Raw genomic sequence first — 12,358 nt, 5'->3', positions numbered from 1 at the left:
CCACCCGCCGCGTGCGTCCCCAGCCCATGCGAGGCGGACGTCTCCCGCAACGGCCCGCGACAGGGTCGGTCCCTACCGCCACCCGAAAGCGCCCTTGGTGGGAGCGGGGGCTACCACCTTGGTAGTAGTCCCCACTCCACGTTGGCCTCGCGGGGGGCGACGCCGAGGAAGCCGGGGTCGAAATCGGCCATCTGGTCCAGGCAGCCGGCCCGGCGCGCCTGGGCGCCGAAGGCGGTCGGCAGGTCGTCGCCGAGGTCAGCCGGGTCCCACCGGTCGTCGGGCGCCGGGCCGAGTCCGTGGGCTCCGTCCGCCAGGAGTCGCCAGAAGCTCGCCGGATCGGCGACCCCGGCAGCCGGCGGGCGAGTCTGACGAAGACGATCGCGTCGTCGCGCATGGTGCCCCGCAGCCTTCCGCGTCCCGTCCGTACGGCGGTTGGCTTGGATTCGTCACCAGTCGAGCCACACCCAGATTCTTGGTCGAACAGGACATTTCCACCGGCTGGGAAGTGCGGAAATTACTAGTCTTCCGCTGGTCGAGGCGGGAATCGTGGCGGCGGCGGCGTCGCGTGCGTACGGTGTGCAGAGCCTCGGCGGGACACCCGAACCAGCGTCGAGACCGGGCAGGCAGGGGCCCTGAACGGGCAGACTCGGGCATTGTGGAGGGACGGTGGCCGTGCCGCAATGCTGGAAGAGTCGAATTTCAGGGCTCCGGTTCCAGTGGATTGCTTTTTCTTACGCGCTATTAACACGACGCGTGCGCCCCCGCGGCGACACATGGCCAACGGAGGCGGGAACACGGTCGGCCCGCCGGCCGACGGCATCGAACGCGTGTCGGAAAAAGCGTCGATGCCTGCCGACCGGCGAGCCGGTCACGGGGTTACTCGATCAGCTCCGGCCGCACCACGGGGGGCCAGGCGCCGATGGTGAGAACACCGGTGGAGTAGGCGCGCGAAACAAGAGCCGCGCGGTTGGGGACGCGGTGTTTGCGCAACAGCGACGAGACGCGGTACTCGATTCCCTGACGACTCAAATGCAGTCTGGCCGCGAGCTGAATGGTGGATGCACCGGCCGCGATGCCTTCCAGTATCCGAGCGTCGAGCGGGGCGAGTGCCCGAGTCTCACGCACCGGCCTGGTGGGCTGCGTGGTGACGGCGTCCGGCCGCACGATGACGGTCACACCGCTCATCGTGCCGGTGTCGGAGTGTGTGGCTATGGCGGTCAGATGGCCGGTGAACTGGCCACCTTCGGGATCGATGCCCACCAGGTAGTCGGTGAAGGCGGAACGGTGACCGCTGGCGAGCCGACCGAAGTGACGGCGGGCCCGCTCCTGCGTGCCGGGGTTGAGAAATGCGAGAAAACTCTTCCCGGAATAGCTGGTGGCGGCACCAGAGAAGTGGTAGATGAATTCCCGGTTGGCCTCCAGGAGACGCAACTCGGGGTCCAGGTTCGCGATGCATAGGCCGGAGTATTGCAGGATGGCGTGCCCGACCTGGGCGTAGTCGACGGCCCTGCTCGACCCCCCTCTGTTCGCCGAGTGCGTCAGCTCGGAAGTGCGGAAACTTACCTCTTGTGTCACTAGCCTTTGTCATCCCTTCGCGTGGCCTCTGAGCAGTGCCATGCGGATCGGCCGTAAAGCCGATGGAGCGACGCCCGGAATGGCCTATTCCGACGCGGACATATCAAGTGGGCTGGGGATTGCGGTACTTCGTTGTTCGATTCGGTCCGACGTTAGCCCCAGCCGCAAGGCCCGTTCCACCCCGACCTGCTGTGGGCATTTGCCGTTTTGCCAGAGGATTCGCAAGGGGTGTGTTATGCGGCGAGACGCTATGGCGCGAATGTCCAACTATTCACCAGAGCAAAGCATGCGTGCGGCTCTCACCTGGTGTAGTGCCGAAAAGATTGCATAAGCAATTCAATCAATTCGTCATATCGCGACCCGACCCCCAGCATGGGGCGCTTGAGTGCGTCAACGATATATCGTGCCCGTTTCTCGTCTATCTGTGCCCGATCCGTGACCGCTTCGGTCACGTCTCCTCCCATACCCCGCGAAGACGCCCTCCGAGCCGTCCACACCTACTGGAGCAACGTGCTCCGTAGCTGATCAGCGGCCTGACCATCGAGTTTCCTCGGTGATCATGTGAGATGTCCCTCACTCCGCGAGCGCTCACTCACCCCATGCGAACGAGACAACCTGGCTGGATACAGCCCGGCGCACGGGTGCGTGGTGACCGTGACTGGGCCCGCTCGCGCCCCCCGCGGTCGCGATCGGGTGCGGCGGTCGGGCACGCCGGGCACTCGGCCGGGACCGGCCGCCCCGCCACCCCGTCGTACCGCTCCCCCGCCCCGAGTGCCCGCGACAGCCGCCCGTACTCACGAGCGCCCGCGCTCACGATCCCCGGGGGTCACAGCGGGCTGATGCGAGCCACGGTGTGCCGACCGGTCGGCGCGCTCGGCTCCCGCCCTACGACTTTCGTCGTGCGGCGGCACGCCGAACGGCGATCGTGGCCCGCCCGGGGGTGTGTCTAACGTGACCAGGTGACTCGTGTGCAGGGTGTGGCGCAGGCCCGACAAGCTGGGGCGACAGGATGGAGCGGGGCGGTCAGGTGGCTGGCCAGGCCCGTGCGGCGGCTGTTCACCCGGGGCATGTGGCCGCCCCGACGCGTGGCCGGCGAGATCCTGCTGACGGTGGTGGTGGCGCTGCTGGCGGCCGGTGCCGAGATGGCGGTGAACAGCGGCGTGCCGCGGGTGGCCGCGGTGACGCTGGCCACGGCGGTCGTCGCGCCGTTGCGCCGGGTGCTGCCCGCGACGGTCCTGCTGGCGGTCGTCGCGGCCTCGACCGAGTTCTCCGGGCTGGCCCCGCTGGTGCCCGTGCTCGCGTGGTCGGCGGGGCGGCGGATCGCCGGGATCGGCGCGGCCGTCGGCACCTTCGCCGCCGCCTACCTCACCGGCCTCTTCCTGACGCTGGTGACCGACCTGCCCCGGTCGCCGGCGGCCTGGCTGTTCGCGGCCCTCCTGCTGCTGGTCTTCGTCGTGCTGCCCGGCCTCGTCGGCCGCTACTCCGCGCAGCGCCGCGCGCTGGTGGACACCTTCCGGGAGTACAACGCCCAGTTGCTGCGCGAACGCGAGATGACCGCGGAGCAGGCGCGGCTGCGCGAACGCCAACGCATCGCCCAGGACATGCACGACAGCCTCGGCCACCAACTCGTGTTGATGTCCGTGCACAGCGGCGCGCTCGAGGTGGACCGTGAGTTGACGGGCCGGCAGCGCGAGGCCGTGCGCGTGCTGCGCGAGGCGTCGGTGGCGGCGATGCACGAGCTGCGCGAGGTGGTCGGGCTGCTCCGGGACGGCACGCCGGTCCCCGAGTCGCCGGAGGAGTCCGAGGCGGCGACGCGCGGCGTGGCCGGCGTCGAGGACCTGGTGGCCGCGTCCCGGCGGGCCGGCACCACGGTGGAGCTGCGGACTTCCGGCAAGCCCCGCCCGCTGGCGCCGGCCGTCGACCACGCGGCGTACCGGGTGGCCCAGGAGGGGTTGACCAACGCGCACAAGCACGCCCCGGGCGCCGCGATCACCGTGGCCCTGCGCTACGAGCCGGACTCCCTGATCGTCGAGGTCGCCAACGGGCCCGCGACGACGAAGGCCGCTCACGGCGTGGTGAGCGGCGGGCAGGGGCTCACCGGGCTCGGCGAACGCACGCGACTGGTCGGCGGCATGGTGCACGCGGGCCCGACGGCGGGCGGCGGATTCCGGCTGGCCGGGGTCCTGCCGTACACCCCGGCGGAGAGCGCCGCCCCGGTGCGCGCGGCGCGGGGGGCGACGGCGACCTTCGTCGACGCGTCGGACGACGTTCGGCGGCAGTTCCCGGCCGGCCCTGGCGGTGAAGGTGGTCCGGTCATCGACGGGGACGGGCTGCCGAAGGAGCTGGTGAAGGCGATGAGGGAGAGCAGGCGACGCAGTGGCCTGGCGGTCGGCTGCGGGGTGGCGGCCGGGATCGGACTGCTGCTCGTGGCCGCCTTGGGAGTGGGCGTGTGGTTCCTGACGCAGGAGGCCGAGAAGGCCATGATCGACCGCGGGGAGTTCGACGCGGTGCGGGTGGGCCAGTCCGAGGCCGAGGTGCGTGACCGGTTGCCCGACGGGGAGTCGTTCCTGGCCGGGGACCTGACCAAGGGCGCACCGCCCGAGCCGGCCGGCTCGACGTGCCTGACCCTGATGTCCACGGAGGTCGGCGGCTGGGACACCGAGCCGGTGTTCCGGTTCTGTTTCAGGGACGGCAAGCTGATCGAGAAGAAGTCCTTCGACGTCGAGGCGTGAGTCGGTGCGGGGTGTCGGTGCCCGGGCGTCGGTGCCCGGGCGTCGGTGCCCGGGCGTCGGTGCCCGGGCGTCGGTGCCCGGGCGTCGGTGCCCGGGTGCCGGTACGTACGGGGGGGCTTCGCCGGGTGCCTGACCGGCCCGGTGCCCTGATCGGGGATGATGTCCCCTGGTCAGATGGATGATCGTTTCGAGACAGCCCGGGAGAGTCGTGATCAAGGTTCTCGTCACGGATGACGAGCCGCTCATACGGGCGGGCATCAGGATGATCCTGGCTTCGGCGGATGACATCGACGTCGTGGGCGAGGCGGCGAACGGGCGCGAGGCCGTCCAGCGGGCTCAGGCCGGTCGCGTGGACGTCGTCCTGCTCGACCTCCAGATGCCGGTGATGGACGGCCTGACCGCCCTGGCCGAGCTGCGGCGGACCGTGCCGGAGACGAACGTGCTGGTCCTCACCACGTTCGGCGAGCAGCACAACGTGCTGCGTTCGCTGGCGGAGGGCAGTGCGGGGTTCCTGTTGAAGGACTCGGCGCCGGCCGAGCTCATCGGCGCGGTACGGGCCGCGGCGGCCGGCGACGCCTACCTGTCCCCCGCCGCCACCCGGCACGTCGTGAACTCGCTGGCCTCGGGCCAGAGCGTGCTCCGCGCCGAGCAGGCCCGCCGCCGTCTGGAGGCGCTGTCCGCCCGCGAGGGCGAGGTCCTCGCGCTGCTCGGCGAGGGCCTGTCCAACGCGGACGCCGGCCAGCGGCTGCACATGAGCGAGGCGACGGTGAAGACGTACGTGAGCCGCATCCTGGCCAAGCTGGGCTGCGAGAACCGGGTGCAGGCCGCGCTGCTGGCCCGCGACGCGGGCCTGGGCGTGTGACTCCCATCCACGACGGGCGCGCCGGACCCACGGGCTCGACGCGCCCGCCGCGGGCAGCGGCGCCTCAGGGAACGCGGGCGACGGCGGCGTAGCCGGGGACGTGCTCGTGCTGTTCGGTCGCGGCGTCGGGGCGCCACCGGGGCCAGGTGACCAGCCCGGGTTCGACCAGTTCCCACCCCTCGAAGAAGCGGGCGATGGTCTCCCGGTCCCGCAGGACGTAGGGGATCGCGCCGCTCTCGTTGTACGTCTCCTGGGCCGCGACGGCGGCGGGGTCGCCGGGCGCGGCGTGGCTGAGGGCGAGGTAGCTGCCGGTGGGCAGGGCGGTGGCGAGGCGGCGTACGACGGCGCGTGCCTCGTCGTCCGCGACGATGTGGCCGAGCACGTCGGAGAGGACCAGGCCGACGGGTTGGCTCAGGTCGAGGGTGCGGCCCGCGGCCTCGATGACGGTGGTGGTGTCGCGCATGTCGGCCTCGACGTACGCCGTGGCGCCCTCGGGGGTGCTGGTCAGCAGCGCGCCGACGTGCAGCAGGACCATCGGGTCGTGATCGACGTAGACGACGCGGGACTGTGGGGCGACGCTCTGCGCGATCTCGTGCGTGTTGTACGCGGTGGGCAGGCCGGCGCCGACGTCGAGGAACTGGCGCACCCCCGCTTCCGCCGCGAGGTAGCGCACGCCGCGCGTGAGGAACCCGCGCCCGGACCTGGCGTAGGCGCGGACCTCGGGAATCGCCGCCTCGAAGGCGGCGGCTGCCTGCCGGTCGGCGGCGTAGTGGTTCTTGCCGCCCAACAGGCAGTCCCAGACGCGTGCCGAGTGCGGTACGGAGGGGTCCACGCCGGTGGGCACGTGACGTTTGGAGGGCGCTGGCTGGTGCGGCCCGGCCGGCTGGGCCGGGGCGGCGGATGTCATCGCTGTGCAGCCTTTCCTTCGAGTCGTTCGAGTCGTTCGAGGGTGGGGAGCTGGGTCGTGGGGGGCGGGGCCGCGGCACAGGCGGCGTCCAGGCGCTGGCGCAGCGCGCCCACGATGTTCGGGGCGTCGGTGACCTCCTCGTCCCCACCGGGTGACTGCCACACCGCGTGGTCGTCGATCTCGGGCGCCGGGATGCGTAACAGCCGCAACGGCGGCGCCTCGCTGAGCGGGTGGGGCGGCGCGGTCAGCGGCATGACCTGCACCGTGCAACCCGCGCGCCGGACCGCCTCGCGCAACGCCTGGCGCTGTTCGGCCATCACCTCCGCGTCGCCGACCACGGCGTGCAGGGCCGCCTCGCCGAGCAGCGCCCACACGTGTACGCCGCGCTCGCGCAGCCGCCGCTGCCGTGCCAGCAGGAACGCGACGACCTCGTCGGTCGACGCCGTGCCGGGCCCGGGGCACAGCGCGTGCAGGGCGGCGGCGTAGCGGGGGGTGCGCAGCACGTCGGGCACCAGGGTGGGATGCCAGACGCGGATGAAGGAGGCCGAGGACTCGACGCCGATCCACCGGTGTTGGCCGGGTGACAGGGCCGCGCGGTGGCGGTGCCACCAGCCCGCCCTGCTCGCCGCCGCGACCTGCGTCAGCGTCGCGTCGATCTCGCGGGGTGGCACGCTGTACAGCCGCAGCAGGGTCTCGATCTGGCCGATGTCCAGGGCGGTTTCGGCGGCCTCGATGCGTCGCACGGTCATGGTGTGCTTGCCCAGTTCAGCGGCGGCGTCGGCCAGTGACTTGCCGGCCACCTCACGCAGGAGCCGCAGCCGTGCGGCGAGCACCCGATGCTCCACCGTCGGCCCCGACCGTGGCCTGCTCACGTCACTCCTCCACGCTCGCCGGACCGGTCCTCGCACCCCACGGAAACCGATCATCGCGAATCGTACTGTGCGAATTGCATGGCGTGTGATTCACACGCATGGTGGTGCCTATGGCTGACGAGGCGTCCACTCCCGAGTCCCCCCGCGCCCGACAACGGCGTCGCGGGGTCGAGGGTGGCGACTGTTCGCGCTGGACTCCGGCCGTGCCCGAAGGGCGTCGATCGCGCGCGACAAACGAGCGAAGAGCCCTGCGGTACCGGCGCCTTGACGAGCAGGCGGCGTGGGCCGGGCGGCCCTGTTGGTCAGCGAGCTGGTCGCCAACGCGGTCGTGCACGGCGGACGCCACCGGGACAACCCGCCGTGCGTGGTGTGGTGTCACATCCACCGCGCGGCCGGCACGGTGTGGTTGGGCGCGTGGGGACCACCGTGCACCACCGCTCCCAGTCCCGGACGCTTCCCCGAGGGGGCCACGGCGGGGTCTGGGCGTTGCCGGAGTCCGGCCGCGGGCTGCTGATCGTGGCGGCCATGTCCCGTGCCTGGGGCACCCCGGATGGGGCGCGTCAACCGTCTGGTCTGGGCCGAGTTGTCACCCCATCCGCTGCGAAGAGGAGCGCCCATGCTGCCCGACCCCAGGCACGACGTTCACGCCGCCGAGATCGAGCGCGCCGTACGCGACCTTCAGGACGCCCTCTCCCGCCTGGAGGCCCTGGGCCAGGCCCCGTACCCGGTCGGCGACCCCACCGGGTGTGCCCCCTCGCCCGCCATCGGCGGTTGGGGCGAGATGGGTGTCCTGCTGCCCGGCGAGGCGCTGATCTGGTCCCCACCCAGCGCGGACGCGCACGAACCGGGACTCTGGGTACGCTGGCCACACGCCTGGACCCCACCCGAACACCGCCCGTGATGCCGCTACGGATAAACCTCCCCAACTAGCCCTCGGCACCCGCGAATTCAACCCAACTCGCCTCATACGTCGACTGCCGTGGGGAGTTCGCCCGGCGGCCCGGGGCGCGAAGGGTGGGGTCGGGTGCGCGGCGCGTGGTGGGGCAGGGATCATGAGGCCAGGCCGTACCACGAGTTGGTGCCCGTCCCGAGGAGCCGTTCATGCGCCGTCGCCACCCCGCCGAGCGGCGTGCGGCGCGCGTGTCGGCGTGGCGGACGGTCGGCGCGGCGCTGTCTCGGCTCGACGATCGCCGCACCGCCGACCTGCTGGCCGGCGCCACGCCGCTCGGCTCCGGCATCGGCGGCAGGTCGGCCGGGTTGGAGGTCGAGGGGGTGCCAGTCTTCGTGAAGCGGGTGCCGCTCACGGAACGCGAACTGCGCCCCGGGCACGCGAGGTCCACGGCCAACCTGTTCGGCCTGCCCACCTGGTACCAGTACGGGGTGGGGTCGGCGGGTTGGGCGTTCGGCACGCGAGAGCGACGAGCCGTACCCAACCGACCACCGGATGCGGGACCCTGCACGTGGTCCCTGTGGACGCCGCGTCCACGCGCACGCCGACGAAGGGGTAGCGCCCCGGGTGCCCAGGGTTGGTCACCCACCACGGAACACGGAAGACATCGGAAGGCAGACGGACATGACGGGCAACAACGCCGAGCGCATCGACCTCTCCAGGGCACATTCGGCGCGGGTGTACGACTTCATCCTGGGCGGCAAGGACAACTACGAGGCCGACCGGGCGGCGGCAGCCGCGGCGCTCGAAGCCTGGCCCGGGCTCCGGACCAGCATGCACATCAACCGCGCGGTGATGCACCGGATGGCCAACTGGCTGGCGTCCGAGGCGAAGGTCGACCAGTTCCTGGACATCGGCACGGGCATCCCCACCGCCCCCAACCTGCACCAGGTGGTGCAGGGTGTTACGCCCGACGCGCGGGTCGTGTACGTGGACAACGACCCGATCGTGCTGGCCCACGCGCGCGCCCTGCTGACCGGCACGCCCGAGGGCCGCACGGCCTACATCGAGGCCGACATGCGCGAGCCGGACAACATCCTCTCCGCGCCCGAGCTGCACGAGACGCTGGACCTGAGTCGGCCGGTCGCGCTCACCGTGATCGCCGTGTTGCAGTTCGTGGAGGACGCCGGCTGGCTGATCCAACGCCTGCTGGAGCCGTTGGCGTCCGGCAGCTATCTCGCGCTCACCCTCGCGACCGCCGAACTGGCTCCGGAATCCGCCGCCTTGGCCGCCACCTACACGCGCCGCGGCATCCCCATGTACCTCCGTACCCGCTCCGAGGTCGAGGAGTTGTTCGCGGGGGCGGGGTTGGAACTCCTGTCCCCCGGCGTCGTGCCCATGCACCACTGGCGGCCCGAGCCGGGCGAGGAGTTGGCGGAGGCGGCGGCCGTGAACATGTACGCGGGCGTCGGGCGCAAGCCGTAGGGCGCCGGAGCGGTCGCGACGGCGCTCGGCGGGTGGGGCGCCGGCCCCCGCGCGCCGGGGGCGGGTTCCAGTGGGGGCCGCGCCGGCCTCGGCCGGTCGCGGCGCGGGCGCGCGGGTTGCGCGGGCGGGCGGGCGTCAGCCAGGCGTGCGATCGCCCTGGCGCACGCCGGGCGTGATGCTGGGCCGGGTGCGCAGCAGCCGGCGGATCGGGCGGATCGCGGCCTCCAGGGGGGCGCGGCGGAAGGCGAGGTCGCGGGCCACGGAGTAGGCGTGGCTGCCACGGAACATGAGCTTGGCCAGGCCGCGCGAGTTGCTCTGCGCGGCCTCCACGCGGGGGCGCTGGGCCCGCTCGTAGCCGCGCAGTCGGCGCGGCACCTCGTCGGGGGTGGCGCCAGCGAGGTGGGCGCCGAGCACGCCGGCGGACTCCATGGCCATGCAGGCCCCGATGCCCGCGGTGGGCAGGAACCCGGCCGCCGCGTCGCCGAGCAGCACCACCCTGCCGTCCGTCCAGCGGGCCGCGCGGCAGTCGGTCAGCGGCCAGAAGTAGGTCTCGTCGCCGTACGCCACCTGGTGCAGGGCCCGCTCCAGCCGGGCGTCCACCCCGTCGAGGCCGGCGCGTGCGCGCGCGACGAAGGGGCGGGGACCGTGCCGGGTGGCATCCCGTGGCCCGCACACGATGACGCCGACCCGGTCCTTGACCGGATACGTACCGATGAACGCCCCCGTCCCCCAGATCTCCCACCCCAGGTCGGGCTCCGCGTCTGGCTCCGCCCAGCCGACCCAGCCACCCCAGCCGGTGTCGTAGGCGCTCACCTCCGTGGGCGCGAGGAGGAGTTGGCGCGTGGTGGAGTGCAGGCCGTCGGCGGCGACGACGAGGTCGAAGGCGCCGGCGTACGACTGCCCGCGCGCGTCCAGGGTGACGTGCGCCGTGGTCGGCGTCTGTTCGATGGCGGTGACGGTGGTGTGGTGGGTGACGGTGCCGCCCGGGGAGGCGAGCACGTCCATGAGCGCGCCCCGGCTGATGCCGCGGTAGTGGCCGGCCTCGCTCAGCAGGCGGTCCATGGGGTACTCGCGCAGGGGCTGGCCGTGCCGCCCACGGATGCGGTAGCGGCGCATCGGGGTGCTGCGACTCAGGTACGCGTCCATGGCGCCGAGCGCGTCGAGTACGGGGTCGGCCAGCGGCATCAGGGCCAGCATGTAGCCGGCGGCGGCGTCCGGGGCGGCCTTCTCCACCAGGACGGGGTGCAGTCCCTGTCGGCGCAGGAGCTGTGACAGCGTCAGCCCCGCGGCGCCGGCGCCGACGACCAGCACGCGCGGCCGGTTGCTCGCGACGGCCTCCAACTGCCTCTCCAGGGACGTGTGTTCAAGCATGGTGTACCTCCGATGGGCTCCGGCCGACGGCCGGGCCGGCGGGGTTCGGCACGCCACGGCGCGCGTGCGCCCGGCGGGCGCCCCGTCGACGCGCCGGAGTGTGCGGGGATGGAGACAGCTCAGGCGCCCTCCTCCGGGGCGCGGGGCGGCGCGCCCAGGCCGACGGCGTAGAGGTCGAGCACCTCCGGCGCCCAGCGGGCCATGCCCTCGCGCGTCAGCGGATCGACGCCCAGCACGTCGGCGAGGTGCTCGCGCAACAGCAGGACGGCGAGGTCGTTGGCGAGGAGGAGCGCGGCGCGGACCGCCGGATCGGGGCCCGGCTCGGCCCGCCCGGCGCGGGCCAGGTCGTCGAGGACGGCCCGGCTCACCGCGTACAGCCGCCGGAACAGCAGCCGCCCGGCCCCCTCGTCGGACAACAGCAGCCTGCGCAGGTACCCGGGCAGGGGCGAGTCGGCGGGCAGGTGGCGCACGAGCGCCTCGTGCAGCGAGCCGGTCGCCTCCGGGGCCCACGTCGCCCCACCCTCCTCGCGAGTGAGCTCGCCGAGCAGGTTCTCGAAGGTCTCCACCGCCCAGCGGTCGCACTCCGCGCGCAGCCCGTCCTTGGAACCGAAGTGGTGCACGACCAGGCCCGGCGAGACCTCGGCCGCGGTGGCGATCTGGCGCACCGTGACCTTGTCCGGGCCGTGTGCGGCGAACAACCGCAGCGCCTCGTCCCGGATGGTCGCCCGGGCGGTCCTGCCTTCCGAAGCTGAACGCATGTTCAATACGTTAAACGCTTGTTCAGTCGTTGTCGAACGGCGGCCCCGACGGCGGGCTCGCGCCGGCGCGCGGGGTGGTGCGGGGGCGTGGCGCGGCGGCGCGGCTTGGCGAGCGGAATCCGGCCGTGTTCGGGAGACGGAACACGGGAGCGTCGCGGGCGGGCATCATGCCGCCATGACGGCCAAGGGCACACTCTTCGACTTCTCCGGAACCCTCTTCCGCGCCGAGCCGGCCGAGCGCTGGCTGCGCGCCGGACTGGACGCGGTGGGGCTCGACCTGGCGCCACCGGAGTTCGCCCGCGCGCTGGGGGAGTTGCAGGCCGTGGGCGCCCAACCCGGGGGCACCGCGCCGCGCGAGGTGCCCGCCCACCTGGCCGCCGGCTGGCGCGTGCGCGACCTGAGCGGCAGCCAGCACCGCGCCGCGTACCTCGCACAGGCCCGCCAGGTCAGCCTGCCGTACGCGGGGCTCCACGAGGCGCTGTACGAGCGGCACAAGGACCCGGTGGCCTGGGAGCCGTACCCGGACGCCGCCGAGGTGCTGGCCGGGCTGCGGGAGCGCGGGGTGCGGATAGCCGTGGTGAGCAACATCGGGTGGGACCCGCGCCCGGTCTTCCACCGGCACGGGCTCGACCGGTTCGTGGACGCCTACCTGCTCTCCTTCGAGCACGGCATCACGAAGCCGAACCCCGCCCTGTTCCAACTGGCCTGCGCCACCCTCGGGACGAGCGCGCCCGAGACGGTCATGGTCGGCGACGACCGGCGGGCGGACGGCGGCGCGGCGGCGATCGGCTGTCGGGTGCACTTCGTGGACCACCTGCCGGTGGACCAGCGCCCCGACGGCCTGCGGCCCGTGCTCGACCTCGCCGGTTGAGGCCCGAGCCGGTCACGGCGGGCGCCCGGGCCCGAG

11 protein-coding genes and 1 pseudogene are annotated in these 12,358 nt (G+C 72.8%); 6 read left to right on the top strand and 6 right to left on the bottom strand.

The window, feature by feature from the left end:
* Positions 1–110: 110 nt before the first annotated feature.
* Complete coding sequence (locus AC3CHW_RS32265; RefSeq protein ID WP_488471244.1) at positions 111–443, bottom strand: beta-ketoacyl synthase N-terminal-like domain-containing protein; 333 nt, start codon at positions 441–443, stop codon at positions 111–113.
* Positions 444–876: 433 nt separating this feature from the next.
* Entirely contained in the window at positions 877–1,575 is a 699-nt protein-coding gene (locus AC3CHW_RS32260; protein WP_187063432.1) for a helix-turn-helix transcriptional regulator, read from the bottom strand.
* A 1,067-nt stretch (positions 1,576–2,642) separates the two neighbouring features.
* Between AC3CHW_RS32260 and AC3CHW_RS32255 the strand changes: the two genes are divergently transcribed.
* Together AC3CHW_RS32255 and AC3CHW_RS32250 are read left to right on the top strand one after the other, a co-directional pair.
* Positions 2,643–4,307, top strand: a complete 1,665-nt coding sequence (locus AC3CHW_RS32255; RefSeq protein ID WP_488471243.1) for a sensor histidine kinase — start codon at positions 2,643–2,645, stop codon at positions 4,305–4,307.
* Positions 4,308–4,515: 208 nt separating this feature from the next.
* On the top strand, positions 4,516–5,169 hold the full coding sequence (locus AC3CHW_RS32250; protein WP_398611563.1) for a response regulator transcription factor: 654 nt from the start codon (positions 4,516–4,518) through the stop codon (positions 5,167–5,169).
* Positions 5,170–5,233: 64 nt separating this feature from the next.
* Here AC3CHW_RS32250 and AC3CHW_RS32245 read toward each other — a convergent pair whose 3' ends face one another.
* Positions 5,234–6,076: an SAM-dependent methyltransferase gene (locus AC3CHW_RS32245; protein ID WP_488468829.1), complete on the bottom strand. Its 843-nt coding sequence runs from the start codon at positions 6,074–6,076 to the stop codon at positions 5,234–5,236.
* Positions 6,073–6,948: a helix-turn-helix domain-containing protein gene (locus AC3CHW_RS32240; protein ID WP_488468828.1), complete on the bottom strand. Its 876-nt coding sequence runs from the start codon at positions 6,946–6,948 to the stop codon at positions 6,073–6,075. Before AC3CHW_RS32240 ends, AC3CHW_RS32245 begins: the two co-directional genes overlap by 4 nt.
* Before the next feature lie 616 nt (positions 6,949–7,564).
* Here AC3CHW_RS32240 and AC3CHW_RS32235 point away from each other — a divergent pair.
* From AC3CHW_RS32235 to AC3CHW_RS32225, 3 genes and pseudogenes are all read left to right on the top strand, one after another.
* Positions 7,565–7,849 (top strand): hypothetical protein, encoded by a 285-nt coding sequence (locus AC3CHW_RS32235; protein WP_398611565.1) that lies wholly within the window; start codon positions 7,565–7,567, stop codon positions 7,847–7,849.
* A gap of 200 nt (positions 7,850–8,049) precedes the next feature.
* A pseudogene (locus tag AC3CHW_RS32230) lies at positions 8,050–8,346 on the top strand (protein kinase family protein); the annotation flags it as partial.
* A gap of 175 nt (positions 8,347–8,521) precedes the next feature.
* Positions 8,522–9,322, top strand: a complete 801-nt coding sequence (locus tag AC3CHW_RS32225) for an SAM-dependent methyltransferase (RefSeq protein WP_488468827.1) — start codon at positions 8,522–8,524, stop codon at positions 9,320–9,322.
* Between the two features lie 135 nt (positions 9,323–9,457).
* Here the strand turns inward: AC3CHW_RS32225 and AC3CHW_RS32220 are convergent, their stop codons facing one another.
* The gene (locus AC3CHW_RS32220) at positions 9,458–10,693 is read right to left on the bottom strand and encodes an FAD-dependent oxidoreductase (RefSeq protein WP_488468826.1); all 1,236 of its coding nucleotides are present in this window, start codon (positions 10,691–10,693) and stop codon (positions 9,458–9,460) included.
* 119 nt (positions 10,694–10,812) lie between these two features.
* On the bottom strand, positions 10,813–11,451 hold the full coding sequence (locus AC3CHW_RS32215) for a TetR/AcrR family transcriptional regulator (RefSeq protein ID WP_488468825.1): 639 nt from the start codon (positions 11,449–11,451) through the stop codon (positions 10,813–10,815).
* 175 nt (positions 11,452–11,626) lie between these two features.
* On the opposite strand from AC3CHW_RS32215, the gene AC3CHW_RS32210 reads away from it, so the two are divergent.
* Positions 11,627–12,322, top strand: a complete 696-nt coding sequence (locus tag AC3CHW_RS32210; RefSeq protein ID WP_398611569.1) for an HAD family hydrolase — start codon at positions 11,627–11,629, stop codon at positions 12,320–12,322.
* The last annotated feature ends 36 nt before the right edge of the window (positions 12,323–12,358 follow it).

The sequence above is a fragment of the Streptomyces sp. MGP-BFMKR1 genome (assembly GCF_057766585.1).
This window is presented reverse-complemented; position numbering and strand designations above follow the sequence as displayed.

Bases quoted from the DNA above. Each gene is read 5' to 3' on its own strand.
- AC3CHW_RS32255 (WP_488471243.1), top strand. From the start codon at position 2,643: ATGTGGCCGCCCCGACGCGTGGCCGGCGAGATCCTGCTGACGGTGGTG.
- AC3CHW_RS32245 (WP_488468829.1), bottom strand. From the start codon at position 6,076: ATGACATCCGCCGCCCCGGCCCAGCCGGCCGGGCCGCACCAGCCAGCG.
- AC3CHW_RS32235 (WP_398611565.1), top strand. From the start codon at position 7,565: ATGCTGCCCGACCCCAGGCACGACGTTCACGCCGCCGAGATCGAGCGC.
- AC3CHW_RS32225 (WP_488468827.1), top strand. From the start codon at position 8,522: ATGACGGGCAACAACGCCGAGCGCATCGACCTCTCCAGGGCACATTCG.
- AC3CHW_RS32220 (WP_488468826.1), bottom strand. From the start codon at position 10,693: ATGCTTGAACACACGTCCCTGGAGAGGCAGTTGGAGGCCGTCGCGAGC.
- AC3CHW_RS32215 (WP_488468825.1), bottom strand. From the start codon at position 11,451: ATGCGTTCAGCTTCGGAAGGCAGGACCGCCCGGGCGACCATCCGGGAC.
- AC3CHW_RS32210 (WP_398611569.1), top strand. From the start codon at position 11,627: ATGACGGCCAAGGGCACACTCTTCGACTTCTCCGGAACCCTCTTCCGC.